We start from the raw sequence: 22,829 nt of genomic DNA on the forward strand, positions 1-22,829 counted from the left end.
AAAGTAAAATATTCAGGATGAAATATATAACAACACTGCTGCTTGCTTTATTGCTGGTTTCCTGTGGAACGATAAAGGTGCACTACGATTATGAGCGGGAAACAGATTTCTCTGGCTACAACACCTATAATTATTTTGCGGATATGCAGACCGGAATTCCGGAACTGGACGAAAAGCGTTTTTTTAAGGCCATGGATATTACACTCCAGACCAAGGGCCTCAAGTTTTCCGAAGAACCCGATATCCTTATCGATGTAAAAAGTATCATCTATGAAGCCCGATCAAGAAATACGGTAGGCGTTGGACTTGGTGGCGGTAACGCTGGTCTTGGTGGCGGTGTCTCCCTCGGGATTCCCGTGGGCGGTCCCAATCTTACCCGGGAGATTGAAATTAACTTTATAGATGCTCGTAAGGATGCCATGGTATGGCAAGCCATAGGTACGCAACCTTATAAGGAAGGTGCCCCACCGGCCGTAAAAGAGGAAAAGATGCAAGAATTGATTTCAAAAATATTTGACAAGTATCCCCCAAAAACAAAAAATTAAAGGCTTTCAAAAGACTTTTTTAAATACCCCGCTCTTCTTCGCCAAGCCCTAGTTTATAGGGTTTTTGAGCTATGGTAGCGGCATTATTAAGAACTTAATTTATTGTTTATCAGTATATTACATTTTAGTTAGATAAAACTTCCGTTCGGTGACGACTTTCTACCGTTCGTCATAAACCTTTTAGTTTCTCCCCCAAGGACCTGTAGTTTTACGTCGTAGTATTAATCAATTAAAAAACAACATTATGAAAACTATTGACAAAACAAAAGCAACAGTATTGGTAATTGGGGTTCTTACCGTAATGGTATCCCTGATAGGAGCCTTGAAAGATTTAAACCTTATGAATTACTTTTTCCCATTGTATGCGGGATTGACCTTAGTGGGCGTATCCCTCTTGAACAAGGAAAACATAGTGGAAATTCCAAATAAGGAAGCCAACGTGTAAGGAAAGAAAAATAATCATGAACCGAATCCATTAATCGAAAAAACAAATAGCATGATTGCAATTGTAAAAATTATTATGGTATTGGTAATTCAAATCTTATTTTAGTTTCAGCCTATTTGGCTGAAACTATTTTTGTTCCCCCTTTAGTTACCTTTTAATACCCGTATGGCTTCCTTTATAAAAAAACACAGATGGGCTATTTCATTTTGGCTGGTCCAGTTCCTTTCCTGGGGCGGGTTGGTCTTTATTGCCTATGCCTTTACCCCGGATACTGATGGTTACAAAGCCACTAACATTTTCAAATACGGTCTTTTGTCCACCTTTTTGATAGGTGTCTTTTCCACAAGTATATTACGATATTATCTAAAAAGCATCATCAATTTTGATGCTTTTGGAACAGGACAGATTATAAAAATATTAGTCGGGATTTCGCTGGTGTCACTAATATATTTTGGGCTTTCCTACGGTACGGGCTACTATATGGGTAAATATGGGGAAGAAGACGTTAAGGTGCCGGAAATGTATAAGGATTTTGGAACCGGTTTGTTGATGATCAATTCCTTTATCACCATTTTTGGTTGGACTATTTTTTATATATCGGTAAAAATTGCGGCAAAATTGAATGCAAACAGGGTGGAGCGTGCTGAGCTCAATGCGACCTTGAGACAGGCACAGTTGAATACCTTAAAAGGACAGATAAACCCGCATTTTATGTTCAACAGCCTGAACAATATTCGCGGACTTATGTTGGAAGATGTAGAAAAATCGAGGGATATGCTAACCAAGCTTTCCGAGATGCTCCGGTACTCCCTTACCAAGAACAATGTCAATGCCATAAATTTAGCGGAAGAACTGGAAATGGTGGAGAACTATATTGCACTTTCCAAAATCCAGTTCGAGGATCGTTTGGAATTCATAAAGGAAGTGCAGGATAAGACTTTGGAGCAAAAGATACCTCCAATGATTATTCAATTGTTGGTGGAGAACGCGGCAAAACATGGGATTTCCAACCTTAAGTCCGGAGGTACCATAAAACTGCTAACCAGTTTGGAGGAAGGGAATTTGATTATCAAAGTTGCGAATACCGGAACATTACAAATAGCCGAGGGTTCCACGCAGCTAGGTCTTCAAAACATCAAGCAACGAATACGTCTCCTCTATGGGGATCAGGCTAATTTCTCCATTGAGGAAATAAATGGCGAAGTTGTTGCCACCATAAAAATACCCTTGTCATGAGCCAAATTAAAGCAGTCATTGTAGAGGATTCAAGGCTTGCCCGAAACGAGTTGAAAGAACTCATTAAGGGCTATCCACAAATTGAGGTTATCGGCGAGGCCGAAAATGTAGATGATGGGTTCGCCCTCCTCAATAATGAGCTTCCCGATCTCCTTTTTTTGGATATCAATATGCCGGAAAAGGACGGATTCGAACTTCTTGAGATGCTGGATGATGTTCCAATTACCATCTTCACGACCGCTTTTGATGAATATGCCATAAAATCCTTCGAATACAACGCTTTGGACTATTTGTTAAAACCTATCAATGAAAAGCGTTTTGCCCAGGCCATAGAAAAGGTGGAGGAAAAACTCAGCAAAAATACTGAAGCTACCACAAAGGAAAACACGGAACGATTGACGGGTAACAGTCAAATTTTCATCAAGGACGGGGAAAAATGCTGGCTTATAAAGGTGGGCGATATTTCCCATTTTGAAATCGTGGGCAATTATACCCGGGTGTTTTTTCAGGATGAAAAACCCATGCTGTACAAATCCTTGAACCAAGTAGAAGAGAAGCTCCCGGAAAAATATTTTTTCAGGGCCAATCGGCAGCAGATTATCAATACCAATTTTATCACCAATGTGGTGCCTTGGTTCAATGGAAAACTAAAACTGACCATGGCCAATGGAGAGGAAATTGAAGTTTCACGAAGACAATCCTACCTTTTCAAGGACAAAATGAGCCTTTAATTTCTACGGACCTTTACAACGTACGTGGCTATTTTGTCACCTTCAAATACAATATGGGTGTCATATAACCCGGTCCGATTAAAGGTATAATTCATATGAATTTTTCCAGGTTCCAACAAGGTGATCTTTGGCTGAACTTCCACATCCTTTCCGCCATTATTTAGGGCAAGCCTAAATTTTTTTACGTCCAAACCCTCAGGTATTTTGAGTTCAAACGAAGTGTTTACATCCCGTAAAACCTCCAAATGCATTTTTTTGGGTAGGTTTGGTGCAATGCAGAATCTAAACGACGCTTTGTAAATCACCGGTGCTTCCATAAAATCACTTAGGGTTGGCGGCTCTTCCAATAACGAGAATTCCGGTTCCAACGGGTAGTGGTTCTTTGCGAATAATTCAGGATTCGGTAGGAAATAAACATCATCATAATCAGGTTCGAAATGAGGTCCTTCGGCATCGAGCATGATTCTTCCAGCAGCCCATGTGGCATCGCACAAATACCATTGTCCGTCCAGCTGTACCGTATTCCAGGAATGGTTGGGCGGGTTGTTTTCACTTAAAAGCAAGGTGGGTGTCCGCCCATAACCGTTTACGATTTCGCTCTCAAATCCGGCCAGGTTGGCCATTTCTTTTATGAGGTAGGCGTACCCAGTACAAGCTGTCCTCTTTTCTGAAACTAATTTTTCAAATACCTTGGGAGTAAAGCTTTGGTTCCATTCCAAAAAGCCTGCCCTATCCTTTTGTATTTTCTTTCTTTTTTTACGGGTTTTCAGATAGGACTGGTAATCGTTCTCAATGTTGGTGCAGACCCAAGTGAAAATCGCCCTGAATTTTTCAATATCGGTAGGTAGGTCCTTGGTCAGCTCATAGGTCAATACCGGTAGGTTTTTCAGGCTATGTCCTTTATATGAAAAAGCGATGCTATCGGCCTTGGAAAAGTCAGATTCCTTTAAATTGACAAACTGTCCAAGACCGATAGCATGGTAAAAAAGCAGCAATAAGGATGCTAATCGCATTATTTAAAGAGTGCGATGAATTTTTGGAAAATGTTTCTCTTGGACTTGTAAGCGCCACCTACTACTACATCGCCCATGAGCTCGATATCAGTGGCATCGAAAACGATGATAATATCGATGGTGTCGTTTTGACTTGCGGCAACTTTAAACTCTTTGGTGTCGTACCCAATATAGCTAAAGACCAAGACGTCGTTGGCTTCCAGTTTTTGCGGAAACTCGAACTTCCCATCATAGTCGGTCGTCGTGCCTATGGAAGTTCCTTTGAGTATGACATTAACGCCCGGCAAGGGCAAATCGGTCTCGTCCAAAACGGTTCCCCGTACGGTGTAGCTTTCGTCCACAACCTTCGCGTTGCCTACTTTTTGGGAAATTACCATTTCCATTTTTGGAGTGGCTTGGGCAACTTCCTGGGATTGGACAGGAGCAGTCGCGCACAGTGCCAAAAGCGAAAAACTGGCAATGCCTAAATTTTTTGGAAAGATGTTCATGTTCATGATGCCAACGGATTCAAATTCATAGTTCTTGAGTTGGGAGGTCCTGAATCGGCCACAGGTGTTGCCATTGTCCTTTTTAAAATGCTGTACGACTTGCAAATCCGATAGTCCGGTAAAATCGATAACTTCCTTTTGACAGCTGTTGCAATAACCTCCTTGCTCGGTCTTTTTAAAATTAGCAAAATTTTCTGAACATGGTTCTAGAACGGAAAGCCTAAATGAATTTTTCATAATAACGTAGTTTTAAGGATTGACCCTAAACTACTTTCATTCTTGCGCTTTAAAAACTACGGTTTAGGCAAATAGACCTTTGAATGAGGGAAACGGTGGTATCAGTCGACCTGAACCCGAATACCCTCACTGTGGCTGCTAAATTCTGGGGCGTACATGCTCTGTATGGTGGTGATGCCATTGCTAAAATTCCCCGAATTGTTGACCCTAAGGTCATATTCAAAAACATACACACCTTTTGGCATGTAGTCAAAGAAAAAGTTCGTGCTGGCATCTTTGGTGCTTTGATAATAGCCCAGACCATCCTGCCATTTATATAGGGAGAGCACATTGATCGGCTCAAAACCGGCGGCCCGCATATCCTTAAGGTGAATGAACTCCATATCCCGGTCCAATTTCAGCTCGATCCGCACCCGAACCAGATCTCCAACGTTCAGTTGGGTACTTTCCTTGATTTCGGTCAGGAGTTCCCCATGGTTCGTATTCTTTTTCAGGAAGAGCTTTTTCTTTACTTCCAAGGCCTTGCCGGCCTCTTTTCCCGCTGGGGTGATGTGGTCTAAATCCTCAAAATACTGCCAGTAAAGCGCGCCCCAAGCAATTCCTTCCCCTTTCTTCTGAATACGGACCGTTGCCATTTCAGGACTTATTTCCTGGGAATTCCAGGAGGTTTTAAAATACCCGGTACCGGATTCTATCTTGACGTTCTCTAGTTTTTTTGGGTCAATTTCTATGGAGCCTACTTTTACATCAACGGCATCGGTGACGGACAGCCAATCGCTCCCTTGTAATAAAAGTGCATAGACCGCATTGCTTGTGGCCTTTGTCGTCTCCCATTGATTGGTCTGTTTATTTTTCAATAGCCAGACTTTTAGCTCGTCAATGGTCTTGGTGTCGTTCCCAATTTCCGAAAAGGCTTCAATTAATAGGGAATGCGTTTCAATGGGTGCCTGTTGCCAATACCAATAAGGCGTGTTTTCTTTCCAGTACATACCCAATTCTTTGGATTGTACACTGTTTTCCTCCAAGGCACGCAGGATTTTCTGGGCCGATGCTTCATCTCCGGCCCGATACAATGTCAACGCGATAAGTCCTTTTGAGTATAAATTTCTATCGGTCCAATAGGTACGGGCCTGTCCCAAATAGTATTCCATGATTTCCGATACTTTTTTTGAGGTTTTTATGTCCTTAAAAAAGCTGCGCATGTATAGGAAATGTAGTTGGTTTGGACTTAAATGGTCCTTGGAAAGATCTTTCGAATACTTTTTCATACGCTCGTATTCGGCAACAAATTCGGCATCTAAATAGGAAATTGCGGATTCCAGCATTGAACTTGTATTTGAGTTTGAGCTTGTATTTGAATTTGAACCGGTAAGTTTTGTCAGATGTCCAAACCCAATGGCAATGTGTTGGGTTATGAACCTATTTTCACGGCCCCCATTGAACCAAGGCCATCCACCCGAAGGCAATTGGGCCTCTTCCAATTTTCGTAAGGCAATTTCCTGTTCGTTCCTCATTTTGTTCAGGTTGAACAAAAGTCCGATACGTTTCTTCTGTTCGGTTTCAGATTGTGCCTCCCTTAGCCACGGAGTTTCCTGAATTAAAAGCGATTTGAGTTCCTGATTTTTCTCTAAGTTGCTCAAAAGAGCATCGGAGCTGGCCCATTGGTCGAACACCTGTTTGATTCTTGGATTGGAATTGGCGATATGGCTCGCCAAGGTATTCGCATAGTATTTGGAAAAAGTCTGTTCATTGCATTCATACGGATATTCCATAAGGTAGGGCAGGGCCTGTACGGCATACCAAGCCGGGTTTGAAGTAATTTCCAAGGTCAATTTCTGGTGGTCGAGTGTTTTCGACGAAGCGTTTTTCAGCTTATCCAAAACAAAGGTCTTGTCCTCATTACTTCGCACCCACATGGGTAGGGTTTCCGTAACCAACATGCGATTGGTGAGGACGGGTAAAGCACCCTGCTCGCCATCACTATTAGTACCCGACTTTGCAACGATTTTGTATTGTACCCCCTGAACGCCTTTGGGTATGTTCAAGGTCCAGGAAATTTGGGTGTTTCCCTTAGCCCCAACGCTGAACGATTGTTGATTTTCTATATTTCCAAGTGCCGCATCTATGGATTTTCCCGTTAGGACATCGGTGAGTTCCAATTGTCCCATCCCTTCTAAGGGATTCTCAGAAAGGTTCGCGATTTTGGTACTCAGGGTAATCGTATCGCCCTCCCGTAAAAAACGTGGGGGATTGGGGAGTACCATCAAGTCCTTTTGGGTGACGGTGGTTAGGTTTCTTATGGCCGATTTCAAATCCTTTGTATAAGCCAATAATTGGAGGTTCCAGCGGGTCAATGCCTCGGGGGTGGTAAAATTAAAAGAAACATTCCCCTCGGCATCCGTGGTCAATTGCGGAAAGAAAAAGGCCGTTTCTTGAAGGTTTTTACGGATAATTATATTTTCAAAAGCAAAATCCTGATTGGTATTTTCAGCTGGGGAATTTGGAGCAGGAGGTGGGGGTATTTCCATTTTGCTTTCGGAATCCTCATCGCCCATTACCATGTCCATTCTTTCTGCCCTTACCTCGGTAACGGCTCCGGTTATTCTTTTTCTTTTTTGAGTGGCATATCCAGTTACAACGACTTCTTCCAAAGCACTAGGGTCTTCTTTCAGATAAATGATTAAAAAATTATCATCCTTTATTTTCTCGTAATGAGTTTGTTGCCCTATATATGAAAATACCAATGTTTCACCTTTACTAGCCTTAATTGAAAAATTTCCATCAAAATCTGATTGTGTACTCGTGGTAGAACCTTGAACGATAATATTAGTTCCAGGTAATGCTAGACCTTGTTCATCATACACCGTTCCATGGATGTACCCTTTTGGAACTGTATTATCCGTGTATGACTTGTTGGGGGTCTTGGGACGCATTCTTCGTAAATACCTCTGTTGAGCTCCATAACTATTACTGAAACTTAACCCAAACCACTCCAATTGGTCAAACAGTAAATTAGGTACCCGACCGAAAGAATTATTGTATTTAAAATAATCCCTAAAATTTTCGGTGCCAAAGCTCAAATAGGAATTAACATAGGAACGTGAATAGTATGTTGGTCGGATTAAGGGATTGAAATACCAATTATGGGACACGAACTGATCTAAAGAGGCATCGTACATGCTGGCCAACAATTCCGCCGTAACCTTTTCGCCTTTGGGGCCTTTTATTTTGAAGCTCCAGGTTTCATCGGTTCCTGGGGCGATTTTATCCCGAAACGTACCGGTCTCTATTTGCAGCTCCGTGTCCGGGTAGGGCACAGATACCTGAACGGTTCCCGAATGGAAGGAATTGTAGGCCGTAAAACTGTAGCCCACGGCAAAACCTCCCAAATCCTCTTCCGTTATCGGAACACTGATGGATTCACACTCTTTTTTCACGGTTAGGATATCGGTCTTGATGCGCTCTCCGTCCTTTTCCACCCAATAGGTGATGTTCAAATCCCTTGCATTGCTAAAAAAGGTGATTTCTGCCGCGTCGCCGGTTTGATAGCTCTGTTTATCGGTTTCTACATGGAATAGTTGATTGTCAGGTAGGGTTTTTTCCTTTGGATCTATCAGTTTTGTAGTCGTTTTGGCGGTGACCTGTTGACCAAAGACATCGGTACTTTCCAATTCAATAAGGTAACTTCCGGTTTCCCATTTTTTGAGGTTCGGTAGTTCGATGGATTCACTTTTTCCGGTATCAAATTCGGTTTCAAAGACCAACGTGCCCTTCTCCCAAAAATCTACGGAATGTTCCTGCCCATAAGCTTCATGCGGAAAAAGTTCCTTGAATTCCGCTTTGCTCCAATTCTGATAATCCGGCGCTTCCCATGGCCTGGGCCTGAGTACATGTTCAGGAGCTTGCAATTTGTACATTTTCAGTATTCCCTTGGCGGATACTTTTTGTCCGTTGAGGTTTTGGGTTACGATGGTAAACGTATTCTGGGTATTCGCCTTGTTCAGGGACTCGGTCAAAAGAATATTGGCCGTCATGGCGTGATAGCCCACGTTGACCGTGGTGGTTGCCGTTCTCGTTTCGCCGTTGACATCGGTTACATCGGCAGTGATCACATAGGAAAATACGGGAAGATTTTCTTTGGATGACTTGAGATCCGGTAGGGCCTTAAAATAGATACTGAAATTTCCTTCGTTATCCGTTTGAAGTTCACCATGGGCTATTTCCTGACTTTCTCCCCAATAGCCGGGTCCCCTTCGCCACGAAAACCAAATGGGGTAATTGACGTTACGCGTTACCCGATAACTAACCTTGGCATCTGTGATGTTGCTCCCCGCAAAGGATTTGGCACTGCCCTTTACGGTGACGGAGTCGTTTACTTTGAATACCTCGGTGACGGGTTCGAAGCCGACCTCAAATTTGGGTCTTTTGTATTCTTCGACCGAAAAGTAACTGTATTCCCGGACAAGGCCAGTGGGTCCTGTGACCGATAGGTAATACTGTCCGGTAAGTCCCGTATTTGGTATGGTGAAACTGCCTTGGAAGGAACCGAAATCATTGGTGTGAACTTCCAGTTCTGTTGCCTTCTGTCCATTGGCGTCGAATAGTTCAACCGTTACCTTTTGATCGGTTACCAGGGAAGATTTATTTTCGTTTTGCTTGATCAGCACCCCTTTGAAATAGAGCGGTTGGCCCGGTCTATAAATGTTTCGGTCCTTGAACAAAAAGCTTTTTAGGACAACATCCGGTCCACTGTTTTGCCTATTTTTTTGACGGATGTACGTATTCCCGAATTGCGCTTGGTCGTCCTTGTAAACCACTTTTATTTGCTCAACGGACAAACTTTTTCCGCCCAACGCGATACTAACAAATCCGTTTTTATCAGTAGTATAGCTTTTGCTGTTGAACAAAATCAGGTTACCGCGGTGGTGTAGGGTCACTTTGGCTCCGGGTTTGGCGGCCCCGTTGTTTCTGTCCACCACCTGAAAAAGATGCTCTTTGTCCGTAGTGGTCTGCAGCAATGCCAAGTTGGTAACCTGAACCTCACTGTAGGCAAAACTGTCAAGGTCATCCCCTTTAGGAAGGGCCAAAATCAAATACTGGCCATTTTGAAGTTGAGGGATTGGAATTTCGATGCTGTGAAGTTGATAATCGCCCTCATCTATCAAGTTGACGGACCATTCCTTGGATGGTTTTAATTTTTGAATGAATTCCAGTTTTTCGGATTCAGGATACATGTTGTTCAGGTCTTCCCACTGTTTGTCCGAAATTGGGTAGGCTCGCAAATCCAACAAGGTCCTATTTTTGTAATTCACCAAAAGCTTTGCGGGCTTCGAAATGGGAATATATTTCTCCGTTTGCAGCTGCAGGGATGGTGCCTGGATCTGTGATTTGAGATATTCACATAGTTGGGCGCCCCTTGTATCTGGATATCGGCTTATGACCTGATTACAAAGGCCGATGGCATCTTTTAACTTCCATCGGTGTTGTGGGGCATCCGGCGTAAACCTATCCCCTTGGGTTTTGTACAGTTTGGCCAATTCGTAGGTGTATAGTCCCGATGTCTCATGTTGCCGAATATTTTCTGCACTGTCTAGGAGTACTTTCTCCAGAACATCATCCTTGTTCTCAAAGACCGCATTGGCATGAATAAAATTTAACCGTTCGATATCGACCAAGGTAAGGGCTTCCAACTTGGGATCCAAAAAGTGAAAGGAAACCAGTTCTTGATATAATTTAAGGGCCTTTGATTGTAATGAAGTGTCATCCTGAGTGGGGATGTCCAGTTGTGTGAAAGAATAGGCATCACATAGATATTCTGGAGCATCGATTTCAAATGTATCGGCAGGTCTGGTGATGCTGTTTTCATTAGAAGTGTAGAAATTCAGCGCATTGTGTGCCAGTAAGTCGTAAAGCGTGGGTCTATATAATTCCGAACCTTCTTCGGCCTCGATCAAATCCTTAAATTCCTGAAGGTCGGTTTTTTGGAGCATTTTGGAATCCGACAAGGCGTTTTGAAAGTGAGTATCGATTTCCTTGAATAGGGTGGTAAGGTCCCAGGTCCTAAAATCGACCGTATCGACCTTGGTTTCGGTGGCCGTTCTATTGTAGAATTGATAGCGGTTTTGCTGAAAATACTGCCAATAGAGATTGGCGAGATAGCTTTCCAAGATGTTTTTTTTGGGAAAGGACGCCTTTTTAATTTCGGTTTTAAACTTGTTTATAACTGAAAGTCGGGCATCTTCTTCCAGAATCATTAGGTACTTGGAGGTAAACAACAGGGCCTTTATTCGTTGGACTTCGTTTCTGTCATCCTCCGCTTTTTGATAGATTTTTTGGACCAAATCATAAGCACTACGGGTAAGTTGGTCCTTTTCAAGTTTCAGTACCTGGTTCCAGAGTTCATTATAGGACATATTGGCTTCTTGACCGTTCATTAGTTGTGAGAATAGAAGTACACTAAGGATTATAGAAATCTTTTTCATGCGTTTAGGATTGGATCAAAGACTTGATTTTAAAATATTTCCTTTTGTATAGGTATATAACTTGCCAAAACAAATCCCTCGATGAGGGTTTCATCATGCTAAATTTACACAACAAAAGTGTGCCAAACTGATTGAGCTATCAATGATAAATGAGTAAACAGGCCTTTTGGGTTAGTCAGTGATCGATGTGTCCTCTTTAATCGATACTACTATAATGTTTTTAGGAGTCCGCCATCGATGGGGATGTTCGTTCCGGTAATGAATGCGGCTTTGTCCGACGCTAGAAATGCAGCCAAATAGCCGTATTCCTTTGGGTCGCCAATGCGCTGTAGGGGAACTTTTTGTTCCATTTCGCTGCGCACATGACTTTCTGGAACGCCCATTTGTTCCGCTTTTTTGGCGTTGAGCTGGGCGATACGGTCCGTATCAAAATACCCCGTAAGTACATTGTTAACGGTAATTTGGTACTTGCCCACATCTGTGGCCAGGGACTTGGCCCAAGTGACTACGGCTGCGCGAATAGAGTTGGACAATGCCAAATAGGAAAGTGGTTCCTTCACTGAAACGGACGCCACATTGATGATCCGTCCCCAATTTTTTTCCATCATCCCTTTCAGGGCCAATTCCGTGGTGAGAACGACGGTTTTAAAGAGCAGGTCAAAGGCTTCCTGGTAATCCGGCACCTTCTTTTCCAAGGCACCACCCGCAGGAGGTCCTTGGGTATTGTTTACGAGGATATCCACGGAATAAGTACTATAATAATTTGTGATGATTTTTTGGAACGATTGAAAATCGGAGAAATCCACTGTCAGATATTGATGTACCTGACCATGGTAGGTTGGTAATTGTGATACGATATTTTTTAATTTTTCCTCGCTTCGGGACATCAGGGTCACACTGGCGCCGCTTTCCGCCAACTGCATGGCGATGGCCTTCCCTATTCCGCCGCTACTACCGCCAACCAGGGCTTTTTTTCCTATGAGAGATATGTTCATTCTTAGTTAATAGTTATGAGTTAAAAGTCTATAGTTATAAGGAAAATCAATTTGAACATCACGTCCTACATTCTATATCAGTAAATTATATCATTTTTGAACATGATATTTGAATTTGAACCTGAATTTAGTTCCCCCTTTGGGGGCAAGGGGGCCTATCGATATTCCTCCCTTACCGGACAAAATACATCCATGAGCTTGCAGTGTGTCAATGCCTTTCCGCTGTGTTTTTTATGTGGTGCTATAATTACGATGTCACCCGGTTTGTAAACCTTGGTTGTGCCATCCAAGGTAAACTCAAAAGTGCCTTCCAGCACGTGCATGACCTGTTCGTGCCTATGCGAGTGTTCCGGGACTTCGGCGTTTTTATCGACCGTCCAATAGGCGATACTCATGGTTTCCGCGTGCACCAATTTCCCGTGATATCCGGGCATGATTTCTTTTGACGCGATGGTTTCCAGGTTCAAGTCCATTTTTTTGATTTTAGTCCTAAGGTAAAAAGAATATCACAGGCCTTAAAATGGTTTGCGCTGCTAACGTCAATCTGTATCTTTACCCCATAATTTAGAATCATGCGAATACATTTTATTGCCATAGGTGGCAGTGCCATGCACAACCTGGCCTTGGCCTTGGCACACAAAGGTTACCAAATTACCGGAAGCGACGACGTTATTTTTGAACCGTCAAAATCCAGATTGGAAGCCAAGGATTTATTACCGGAACAGTTTGGATGGTTTCCTGAAAAAATCCAAAAGGAATTGGACGCTGTGGTACTTGGAATGCATGCCAAGGCCGACAATCCGGAATTGTTAAGGGCCCAGGAGCTTGGACTGACCATTTATTCCTATCCCGAATTTCTATACGAACAATCCAAAAACAAAACCCGGGTTGTAATAGGCGGTAGCCACGGCAAAACGACTATTACTTCTATGATCTTGCATGTGATCAAGTACCATCAGATACCCGTGGACTATATGGTGGGAGCGCAATTGGAAGGTTTTGACAGAATGGTACATTTGACGGAAGAGAACGATTTCATTGTTTTGGAAGGGGACGAATATTTATCCTCGCCCATAGATAGGAGGCCTAAGTTTCATTTATATCGACCGAATATTGCCCTGTTGAGCGGTATCGCATGGGACCACATCAATGTATTTCCAACGTTTGAAAATTATGTGGAGCAGTTTCGGATTTTTGTAGATAGCATCGTTGAAGGTGGCAGTATCACCTTCAATGAGGAGGACCCGGTAGTTAAGAAAGTTGTGGAAGCTTCTGAAAACCAAATCAGAAAACTCCCGTATAGCACACCCGATTATGAGGTGGTGAATGGGGAAACTTTGTTGTCAACGCCTGAAGGACCTATGCCTATTTCGGTATTTGGCAAGCACAACCTGAGCAATTTGGCGGGAGCCAAATGGATCTGTCAGAACATGGGCGTGGACGAGGCTGATTTTTATGAAGCGATAGCTACTTTTAAAGGTGCTTCCAAGCGGTTGGAGAAAATAGCAGAGGGCAAGAATTGTATTGCTTTTAAGGATTTCGCCCACGCGCCCAGTAAGGTCATGGCCACCACCACGGCCGTGAAGGAACAATATCCAGATAGAAGGTTGGTGGCCTGTTTGGAACTGCATACATATAGTAGTTTCAATCCAGATTTTTTGAAGGAATACAAGGGGGCTTTGAATCTGGCGGACGAGGCCGTTATTTTCTTTTTGCCGGAATCCGTGGCCATTAAAAAGTTGAAGGAAGTAACCCCGGAACAGATTATGGAGGCTTTTGCTCGCAAGGACCTGAAAGTGTTTACGGATGCGGAATCTTTTCATGCGTTCATCCAACATATGGATTATTCCAATACGACACTTTTATTGATGAGTTCAGGTAATTACGGCGGATTGGATTTGGGCGAACTGACCCGATCCATTGAAAATGTTTAGATGAGCCTTTCTTTCCGGGAAGAATCATGTTCAATAGTAAAGAGCATCTTTATATATCTGTGATTACGATATTGTCAACCTGAAATAATTAGTTCAGTATATTTGGAATATGGAAGCTAAGCCCTTTTCTTTTTCAATCAAAAATTGGTCCGATGACGATAAGCCTAGGGAGAAACTACTTCATAAGGGGCGTTCCGCCCTTTCCGATGCGGAACTGATCGCCATCTTGATAGGGTCCGGAAACAGGGAGGAAAGCGCCGTTGAACTTTCCAAACGGATATTGGCTTCCGTGGACAACAACCTGAACGAATTGGGAAAGCTCTCCATTCAGCAATTGATGAAATTCAAGGGCATTGGCGAGGCCAAGGCCATTAGCATTTCAGCAGCTTTGGAAGTGGGCAGGCGGAGACGAGGGGAGGATTCCCTAAAAATCGAGAAAATAGGCAGTAGCCAGGATGCCTTTGAAGTCCTACAGCCCATCATGGGGGAATTGCAGCACGAGGAATTCTGGATTTTGTACCTGAACAATTCCAACAAGATTTTGCACAAGGCCCAGTTGAGCAAAGGGGGAATAACGGGAACTTTGGTAGATGTGCGTTTGCTCATGAGACAGTCTTTGGAGTTGGGGGCCGTGGCCCTGATTTTGGCGCACAACCATCCTTCGGGAACCTTAAAACCGAGTCAGGCCGATACCGAAATTACCCAAAAAATCAAAAATGCATCGGAGTCTTTGGACATTCGTGTTCTGGACCACCTGATCATCACACAAAAGGAATATTTTAGTTTTGCCGATAATCAATTGTTGTAAATGTTATTGATCTACACCCATAAAATCACACCTCGCCTAACGTACACCATGAAGCAGGTATTTACCAGGATTTTGGGTATAGAAATAGGTTTTACTACCAAGGTGGAGGATTTCATAAAACATAAGAATGAAAAGATAACCTATACCAAACAGCCATTACAGAACGAGTTCTTCGTGCGCAGTCACGACCTTTTGTTCGAACAAGGTATCAACGATGTGGATATCAATGTAATGAGTTGGGACAATGTTCCCTGTTTTTTCTTTGCGGGGGAACGCAGTAGTCTGCCTTTTGACATTTTTGCGGCTTCATTTTACCTGATCAGTCGGTATGAGGAGTATTTACCTCACGTTAAGGATGCCCACGGGCGTTTTCCGTCCAAGGGAAGTCTGGCCTATGAACATAAGTTCTTGGAACGCCCGGTGGTGGATATTTGGGCGATGAAACTCTTCGTGATACTAAAGGAACGGTTTCCAGGTTTGGTCCAGGGGCCTAGAAAATATAAATTCTTGTCCTTGATAGACGTAACCACTTCCCATTGTTATGCGAATAGGGGAGTTATACGGGGGGCTGCCGGATTTTTACTGGATCTAGGAACGTTCAGGATAAAAAGGCTGATAGAAAGAATTGCGGTGGGACTGAACATTAAAAAAGATCCGTATGACAATTTCGCCACCTTAATAGAGTGGCACAAAAAGTTGAAAATCAATAGTATTTTCTTTTTTCAGTTTGCCAACTACTCCAAATACGATAAAAACGTATCCACAAATAGCATCAATTTTAGGTCGTTGATTAAGTATATTGGCGATTATTCCACTGTGGCCCTAGCAGCCTCCTATAGTTCTTTTAACGATGTGGAACTTTTGAAAAACGAAAAACATAATCTCGAGGACGTGGTCAACAGACCGGTAAATTATTCCAGGATGCGGTACAACCGGGTGGACGTTCCGGAAACCTATAGAAATTTGATTGCCGCGGAATTCACGGATGATTTTACCATGGGCTATAGCTATCAAATAGGGTTTAGGGCGGGCACCTGTACGCCCTTTCAGTTTTATGATATTCCTTTGGAAGTACAGCAACCCATAAAGGTCTTTCCTTTTGTACTGCATGATTATGCCCTGAGGGAAATCCATAAGAAAAAGGAATTGGAACGCAGAATGGACGCCATTTACAATGAAATAAAATTGGTGAAGGGTACTTTTATATCTATATTCTCGAACGAATTGTTGGGTTCTGACCATACCTTCGATTGGAAGGAAGTGTACCATCAGTTAATTACAAAGTACCATGTTTAAAAATCTGGTCACGGACGTATTTTTTGATTTGGACCATACCCTATGGGATTTTGAGCGGAATTCGTCCCTAACCTTTGAAAGAATATTGGCCGAACACGGTATCCAAATCCCACTTGAGAATTTTTTAAGGGTGTACGTTCCCACAAATTTGGCTTTCTGGAAATTGTATCGGGAGGAGAAAATAACCAAGGAAGCCCTTAGATATCAACGCTTAAAAACGGTGTTCGACCAACTAGGACACCCCGTTTCCGATGAGGTGATACATAGTTTGTCCAGCGAGTACATCAATCATTTATCCTCATATACCCATTTATTTCCAGATACCGTTGCTGTGCTCAACTACCTAAGGCCTAGGTATCGGCTCCATATCATTACCAATGGATTTCAGGAAATTCAGGAAAAAAAGTTGAAGAATTCCGGTATACACCATTTTTTTGAACATATCGTGGATTCCGAAATGGCGGGGGTGAAGAAACCCAACCCCATCATTTTTGAACTTGCCTTGGATAGGGCAAAAGTCCATCCGCAGAAATCCTTGATGATAGGGGATAGTTTGGAAGCGGATATTCTTGGAGCTAAATCCGTTGGTCTGCATACCTTACATTTCAATGCCCATGGAAATCCCGTTCATGACCATGCCCCCATTATCACGCAGCTTCGGGAAATAAAATCCTATTTATAGAGTTATATCTCTTACATGGGATAGGGAGTTTCTATCCGGTAATTGTTTCCAAAGGATGATTGTGTTACGAAAAATAGGTCTTCTGTTCGTTGGGCTTGTATTGTTGTTTTCCTGTTCCGATAAACAGGACTTTGGTCAATATGACGACCTGACCATTACCCCCACTTTCGAAACCAGTATTTTCTACGTAAAGACCCAGGAATCGATAATAAATAGGGTTACGGGCATCAGTTTTTTTTCCCAGGATTTCAATTTTGACGCCTTTGAAGAGGATATTTTTACCGAAAGGGTGTTGGAAGGTTCCATAACCTATGAATTGGAAAATACTACAAGTAAGGAAATTGAGATAACCATAGAGTTTTTGAACGAAAATGGGGATGTATTGGACACCGAGTTCTTCCAAATGGATGCCGCACCAACGGCCCTATTGACCCGGGTTGTGGCGTATGGCGGTGCGGACAAAAGTCTTGATATTCTTAGGAATACCTCCCAGGTAAGGCTGAGCGCCAGAAACCTTGGTGACAATACCAGTACCTCCAATTTGCCGGATCCGGCCATCGAACTTCGTTCCATTGCAAAATTTACGGTCAGGGTAAAATGAAGCGAATCCTTTCCATATGCATTCTAGCGGTCTTGTCATGCAATTTTCTGCAGGCCCAGAACAAGCAGATTCTTTACGATTTTAATGAAATTCCCCAATCCTTGATGGTGAATCCAGGTGTGGAGAGCGATTTTAAATGGTACACGGGCATTCCAATGATTTCAGGGATTTCTGGCTATGCGGGTTCCAATGGGGTTTCCGTTAATGATATTTTTGCCGAGGACGGACTGGACATCAACGATAAGATTAGGGATAGAATGGTGTATGGCATGGGCCGTAGGGATGAATTCAGTGGCAATGTTCAACTAGAAATACTCAACATTGGGTTTCGAAGTGGCAATCCCAATCTTTTTTATTCCGGTGGGGCCTATTTGGAGTTTGATAACATCACGTATTGGCCAAGGGATTATGCCCAGTTGATATTTGACGGTAATGCCGATCAGCTGAACAGAAGGTTTGACTTGGGGGATTTGAAAACGCGGGGTTCCTTGGTGGCGGTCTATCATTTGGGGGTGAACAAGAAGGTGGACAAAAACCTGACAATTGGCGCGAGGGGGAAACTATATTCGGGTATCGTGGATTATAATTCCACCAGAAACAGTGGCTATTTGGTCAACACGGAAGGGCAGAATAACATTCTCAATACTACCTTAAATGCCGATCTGCAATTAAGAACATCCGGTTTCGGGCAATTGGATGAAGCATCGGACAATGAAACAACCGGGAATACAATAATGAAACGGGCCCTTTTTGGAGGAGATTTGGGTCTGGGTGTAGATTTGGGATTTTCATATCGGCTTAATGAACAAACGGTATTTACTGCCAGTGTATTGGATCTGGGGTTTATTTATCATAGTGGGGATACCCAAAATTATTCGCTGAATGGAATTGCCAGTTCAGAGGGAATCCAGATAAATGTATTGCGTGAACTATCGAATTTGAATCGGGATTATTGGCAGGACCTCGTAGATGAAATCGAGGAACTGGTACCTTTTGAAGAGAATAATTCGGCCTATTTGACCTTTAGGCCTACCAAAGTAAATGCTTCATTACGGTATGATTTTGGACTGCCCAAAGGGTCAGCTGAAGACTGCGATTGTACCATTGATCCTTCCGGAGGGAATTCACCTAGAATCGCATATAGGAATTCCGTTGGGGGCCACCTTTTTTTGATCAACAGACCAAGGGGTCCACAAGCGGCGATTACAGGTTTTTACATGCGGAGGCTAGGCAATATCTTGGCGGTGAAGGCAACCTATACGGCCGATAAGTTCAGCTATACGAATCTTGGTTTTGGACTCAATCTTCAGGCGGGGCCCATAAACCTCTATGCCTTGGCAGATAACCTGTTATCCTATGGGAACATCGCGGCAAGTAATTATGCATCTTTTCAGTTAGGTTTAAATATTATATCTTGGGGCCGAAAGTAAGTGGACGGATTTTTGGCATGCTTTTTTCATTTACTTTGTATGAACAAAAACACCCTTGACTTTGAGAACCTTGTTAATAGTACTTACCGTTTCATTTAGTAATTTCTTGTCCGCACAGACAGACTTGAACAATTACAAATATTTTGTAGTTCCCAAACGATTTGAGGCGTTCAGGAAAACCAACCAATATCAAACCAGTACTTTGATTAAATACCTGCTTTCTGAAAAGGGATTTAATGCAGTTTATGATGATGCGCTTCCTCCGGACCTCGCATCCGATAGATGTTTGGGGGTTTGGGTTGATCTATCGGATGATTCTTCCATGTTCACGACAAAAACCACTTTGGTACTAAAGGACTGCAATGGTGCCGATGTTTTTGAAACACAACAAGGGAAAAGCAAGATTAAGGAATACAAATCGGCCTATAATGAGGCCATTGGAGAGGCCATGCAGAGTTTGGATGGTGTTGATTACGAGTACACGGCTATGGAGGCTCCCAAAGAGACACTAACGTTAAGTTTTAAGAACGATGTTAGAAGCCTAAAAAATAAGGAAATAGCTGAAAGAATGGAGCCAAAGGGTATCAATACCGATAAGGTACAGCGAAAAGCTCCCAAAAACCAGAATCCAATGGTGGTGCAGGAAGCTACTACAGAGAACCAGTCCTATAAAAGTTTGGAGCCCGTACCGTCCAATATCGGTTCAAAAAATGAATCACAAGTTGCGGAAAACGGGGAAATTTGGTACGCCCAAGAAATCGCCAATGGCTATCAATTGGTGGACAGTACCCCAAAGGTTCGAATGAAATTGTTCAAGAGTTCCAATGAAAATATGTTCATGGCCCAATCCGATGAAAAAAGTGGCATTGTCTACCAAAAGGAGGGCCAATGGATTTTTGAATATTATGAGGGCGAAAACCTGGTTCAAGAACCTTTGAACATCAAATTCTAAAAGTCATACTTGTCCTTCCAACGTTTTTTTAGATAGTCGCTCAGGGCATTTTCCCGTTGATTTTTTCCCGGTTGGTAAAACGATGTTCCAGATAGTTCATCTGGCAGGAACTCTTCGTTTACAAAATTGTTCTCGTAATCATGGGCATACTTATAATCGGCGCCATAACCTAGGTCTTTCATCAATTTTGTGGGTGCATTTCTCAAATGTAAGGGTACGGAAAGGTTTCCTGTTTGTCGTACCGTTTGTTGCGCTTTGCCAATAGCCATGTAACTGGCGTTGCTTTTTGGCGAGGTTGCCAAGTAGACCGCACATTGGCTTAGAATAATTCGGGCTTCGGGATAACCAATGGTGGTTACGGCCTGGAAAGTTGTATTTGCCATGATTAATGCGGTGGGGTTGGCAAGACCGATGTCTTCCGAAGCGGAAATCAACATCCTTCTGGCAATGAATTTCACGTCCTCACCACCTTCAATCATGCGGGCCAGCCAATAGACCGCGCCGTTTGGGTCGCTGCCTCGTATCGATTTAATGAAGGCCGATACAATGTCATAATGCTGCTCCCCGGTCTTATCGTATAAAACGGTATTTTTTTGGGCCTTGGAAAGGACTAGGTCGTCCGTAATTATAATTTCTTCAGAGGGTTCCGAGTTGATGACCAGCTCAAAGACGTTCAACAGTTTTCGGCCGTCCCCACCGGATAGTCGCAGTAGGGCCTCGGTTTCCTTCAGGGTGATTTTTTTCTTTTTAAGAATCGTGTCGTTTTTCATCGCCCTCTCTAAAAGCAGTTCCAGGTCTTTTTTTCCGAAGGGGTTCAGAATGTAGACCTGACATCTAGATAATAGGGCCGGAATGACTTCAAAACTTGGATTTTCGGTCGTGGCACCAATCAACGTTACCCAACCTTTCTCAACGGCCGCTAACAGGGAATCCTGTTGCGATTTGCTAAACCGATGGATTTCGTCTATGAACAAGATCGGGTTTTTGGCTGTGAACAGGCCTCCGGCTTGTTTAGCCTTATCAATAACTTCTCGAATGTCCTTGACTCCACTATTAATGGCACTCAATACATAGAACGGTCTCTCACTTTCTTTAGCAATGATGTTGGCCAAGGTCGTTTTTCCCGTACCCGGCGGACCCCATAAAATAATGGATGGAATAACACCTTTTTTTATTTGATGGGTCAAGGAACCGTTTTCACCAACCAGATGGTTCTGGCTGATATATTCTTCCAGGTTCTGTGGGCGTACCCGCTCCGCTAATGGCTCGTTCATGATGTAAAAATAGGCTAAAGTTGAGGAAGTTCCTTATTCGAGATACGATTGGGTTGACCTAACAGGTTTTTAAAACCTGTCAGGTCTGGCAAAGAAAATCATCAAGACCTTTAATATATTTAAATGACATTTTTACCGATTCCCAATTTTGGCCGATTAATTGTTAAATTGTTTCCATGTCCGATTCAGAACATTTTAAATTTTCCAACTCCGTGCTGTTCGCCCCACTTATAGGGGTGTTAACTGTTTGGTCCGTATATTGGATAGAATTGTTGAACGGGACCAATTTTAACGAATTCGGCATTTATCCTAGAAGTTTGGCCGGATTAAAAGGAATCGTGCTCAGTCCTTTCATACATGGTTCTTTGGAACATTTGTACAATAATACCATTCCATTGGCAATATTATTGGCCGCACTTTTCTATTTCTACAAAAGTATAGCCTTGCGGGTCGTTCTTTTGGGTATTGTTTTATCAGGGGTTATTACGTGGGGCATTGGTAGAACTTCCTTTCATATAGGTGCAAGCGGACTTATTTATGTCTTGGCCAGTTTTATATTTTTCAAGGGAATTATAACCAAACATTTTCGGCTGGTAGCACTATCCTTGATAGTCGTTTTTATCTATGGAAGCTTGTTGTGGTATATTTTTCCGGTCAAGGAAGGAATTTCTTGGGAGGGTCATTTGGGAGGCTTTTTGACGGGATTGATATTCGCACTTGTTTTCGACGCTAAAGTCCCAAAACCAAAAAAGTATGATTGGGAACGGGAGGATTATAATGAAGCAGATGACCCCTTTTTAAAACATTTTGATGCCGATGGTAATTTTATAGAAACTCCTCATTTTTCAAATCAAGAATCGGAATCGGAAGATGGTCTCCAAATACGATATATCTATAAATCTTCCGAAAAAACAGACGATACTGAGAAAACTTAGTTTCTAGTTCTTTGCCTTAATGCCTCGTATAGGAAGACACCACAGGCAACGGAAACGTTCAGCGATCCTATTTCCCCCAATAAGGGTAGTTTGGCGCAATAATCAGAAGCTTTTAGAATCGAGGGGGATATACCTTGATCCTCGGCACCCATAACGATGGCTATAGGTCCTTTAAAGGAAATATCGTAAACGGAATCATTGGTTTTTTCCGTAGCGGAAACAATTTGTATACCTGAAGCTTGTAAGAAGAAAATAGCATCCTTGATATGGTCTACTTTGGCAATTGGCACTTTAAAAGCCGCACCTGCCGATGTTTTAATGGTGTCCGCAGTAACCGGTGCGGCGCCTTTTTTTTGAATGATGATTCCGTCTACTCCGGTACATTCCGCCGTTCTTATAATCGCACCAAAATTCCGTACGTCAGAGAGTTGGTCCAAAAGTAAGAATAGGGCAGGGGTGTCTTTGTTATTGGCTCTTTCGACCAATTCCTCCAATGAATAGAATCTAACGGGAGAAATATTGGCAACGGCCCCCTGATGGTTATTTTTTGTGAGTCTGTTTAGCTTTTCAGCGGGAACATACACAATATTGATTTCATTCCTTCTCAAAAGGCTTTCTAGTTCTTTTTTTAAATCCCCTTTAAGCCCTTTTTGAAGAAATACCTTATCAATTTCCTCTTTTGAGTTTACAGCTTCAATAATGGCCCTTATGCCATAGATTTGGGTGGTTTTTTCCATGGGCTAAA

19 protein-coding genes are annotated in these 22,829 nt (G+C 42.7%); 12 read left to right on the forward strand and 7 right to left on the reverse strand.

Features of this window, described 5'->3' with window-relative positions; genetic code table 11:
- Positions 1–17: 17 nt before the first annotated feature.
- From FEK29_RS14105 to FEK29_RS14120, 4 genes are all read left to right on the forward strand, one after another.
- Entirely contained in the window at positions 18–545 is a 528-nt protein-coding gene (locus FEK29_RS14105; protein ID WP_138259084.1) for a DUF4136 domain-containing protein, read from the forward strand.
- Between the two features lie 244 nt (positions 546–789).
- The gene (locus FEK29_RS14110; RefSeq protein WP_138259085.1) at positions 790–990 is read left to right on the forward strand and encodes a hypothetical protein; all 201 of its coding nucleotides are present in this window, start codon (positions 790–792) and stop codon (positions 988–990) included.
- A 165-nt stretch (positions 991–1,155) separates the two neighbouring features.
- Positions 1,156–2,226: a sensor histidine kinase gene (locus tag FEK29_RS14115; RefSeq protein WP_138259086.1), complete on the forward strand. Its 1,071-nt coding sequence runs from the start codon at positions 1,156–1,158 to the stop codon at positions 2,224–2,226.
- Positions 2,223–2,957 (forward strand): LytR/AlgR family response regulator transcription factor, encoded by a 735-nt coding sequence (locus FEK29_RS14120; protein WP_138259087.1) that lies wholly within the window; start codon positions 2,223–2,225, stop codon positions 2,955–2,957. The genes FEK29_RS14115 and FEK29_RS14120 overlap by 4 nt, the downstream gene beginning before the upstream one ends.
- On the opposite strand, the gene FEK29_RS14125 is transcribed toward FEK29_RS14120, so the two are convergent.
- The 5 genes from FEK29_RS14125 to FEK29_RS14145 form a co-directional block, all read right to left on the reverse strand.
- Positions 2,954–3,970, reverse strand: coding sequence for a transglutaminase domain-containing protein (locus FEK29_RS14125; RefSeq protein WP_138259088.1), 1,017 nt, complete (start codon positions 3,968–3,970; stop codon positions 2,954–2,956). The genes FEK29_RS14120 and FEK29_RS14125 overlap by 4 nt on opposite strands.
- Complete coding sequence (locus FEK29_RS14130) at positions 3,970–4,695, reverse strand: carboxypeptidase-like regulatory domain-containing protein (RefSeq protein WP_138259089.1); 726 nt, start codon at positions 4,693–4,695, stop codon at positions 3,970–3,972. The genes FEK29_RS14125 and FEK29_RS14130 overlap by 1 nt, the downstream gene beginning before the upstream one ends.
- Before the next feature lie 101 nt (positions 4,696–4,796).
- Positions 4,797–11,177 carry an alpha-2-macroglobulin family protein gene (locus tag FEK29_RS14135; protein ID WP_138259090.1) on the reverse strand — a complete coding sequence of 2,127 codons (6,381 nt, stop codon included), beginning with the start codon at positions 11,175–11,177 and terminating at the stop codon, positions 4,797–4,799.
- Between the two features lie 209 nt (positions 11,178–11,386).
- Complete coding sequence (locus FEK29_RS14140) at positions 11,387–12,172, reverse strand: SDR family oxidoreductase (protein WP_138259091.1); 786 nt, start codon at positions 12,170–12,172, stop codon at positions 11,387–11,389.
- Between the two features lie 155 nt (positions 12,173–12,327).
- Positions 12,328–12,645, reverse strand: coding sequence for a cupin domain-containing protein (locus FEK29_RS14145; RefSeq protein ID WP_138259092.1), 318 nt, complete (start codon positions 12,643–12,645; stop codon positions 12,328–12,330).
- A gap of 99 nt (positions 12,646–12,744) precedes the next feature.
- Here FEK29_RS14145 and FEK29_RS14150 point away from each other — a divergent pair, with 99 nt between their 5' ends.
- The 7 genes from FEK29_RS14150 to FEK29_RS14180 all read left to right on the forward strand — a co-directional run bounded on the left by FEK29_RS14150 (position 12,745) and on the right by FEK29_RS14180 (position 19,875).
- The gene (locus FEK29_RS14150; protein WP_138259093.1) at positions 12,745–14,106 is read left to right on the forward strand and encodes a UDP-N-acetylmuramate--L-alanine ligase; all 1,362 of its coding nucleotides are present in this window, start codon (positions 12,745–12,747) and stop codon (positions 14,104–14,106) included.
- 109 nt (positions 14,107–14,215) lie between these two features.
- A complete protein-coding gene (gene radC, locus FEK29_RS14155) occupies positions 14,216–14,914 on the forward strand; it encodes a RadC family protein (protein ID WP_138259094.1) in 699 nt (232 codons plus the stop codon).
- Between the two features lie 48 nt (positions 14,915–14,962).
- On the forward strand, positions 14,963–16,210 hold the full coding sequence (locus FEK29_RS14160; protein ID WP_240042759.1) for a polysaccharide deacetylase family protein: 1,248 nt from the start codon (positions 14,963–14,965) through the stop codon (positions 16,208–16,210).
- Entirely contained in the window at positions 16,203–16,892 is a 690-nt protein-coding gene (locus tag FEK29_RS14165; protein WP_138259096.1) for a YjjG family noncanonical pyrimidine nucleotidase, read from the forward strand. The genes FEK29_RS14160 and FEK29_RS14165 overlap by 8 nt, the downstream gene beginning before the upstream one ends.
- 61 nt (positions 16,893–16,953) lie before the next feature.
- Positions 16,954–17,493, forward strand: a complete 540-nt coding sequence (locus FEK29_RS14170; RefSeq protein ID WP_240042760.1) for a hypothetical protein — start codon at positions 16,954–16,956, stop codon at positions 17,491–17,493.
- On the forward strand, positions 17,490–18,923 hold the full coding sequence (locus tag FEK29_RS14175; protein ID WP_138259098.1) for a DUF5723 family protein: 1,434 nt from the start codon (positions 17,490–17,492) through the stop codon (positions 18,921–18,923). The genes FEK29_RS14170 and FEK29_RS14175 overlap by 4 nt, the downstream gene beginning before the upstream one ends.
- A gap of 61 nt (positions 18,924–18,984) precedes the next feature.
- Positions 18,985–19,875: a hypothetical protein gene (locus FEK29_RS14180; protein WP_138259099.1), complete on the forward strand. Its 891-nt coding sequence runs from the start codon at positions 18,985–18,987 to the stop codon at positions 19,873–19,875.
- On the opposite strand, the gene FEK29_RS14185 is transcribed toward FEK29_RS14180, so the two are convergent.
- Positions 19,872–21,149 carry a replication-associated recombination protein A gene (locus FEK29_RS14185; RefSeq protein WP_138259100.1) on the reverse strand — a complete coding sequence of 426 codons (1,278 nt, stop codon included), beginning with the start codon at positions 21,147–21,149 and terminating at the stop codon, positions 19,872–19,874. The genes FEK29_RS14180 and FEK29_RS14185 overlap by 4 nt on opposite strands.
- Before the next feature lie 176 nt (positions 21,150–21,325).
- Between FEK29_RS14185 and FEK29_RS14190 the strand changes: the two genes are divergently transcribed.
- Entirely contained in the window at positions 21,326–22,084 is a 759-nt protein-coding gene (locus FEK29_RS14190; RefSeq protein ID WP_138259101.1) for a rhomboid family intramembrane serine protease, read from the forward strand.
- Here FEK29_RS14190 and rlmB read toward each other — a convergent pair.
- A complete protein-coding gene (gene rlmB, locus FEK29_RS14195; RefSeq protein ID WP_138259102.1) occupies positions 22,081–22,821 on the reverse strand; it encodes a 23S rRNA (guanosine(2251)-2'-O)-methyltransferase RlmB in 741 nt (246 codons plus the stop codon). The two genes, FEK29_RS14190 and rlmB, sit on opposite strands and share 4 nt — an antisense overlap.
- Positions 22,822–22,829 lie beyond the last annotated feature (8 nt).

Source organism: Maribacter aurantiacus, assembly GCF_005780245.1.
GTDB classification, from domain to species: domain Bacteria; phylum Bacteroidota; class Bacteroidia; order Flavobacteriales; family Flavobacteriaceae; genus Maribacter; species Maribacter flavus.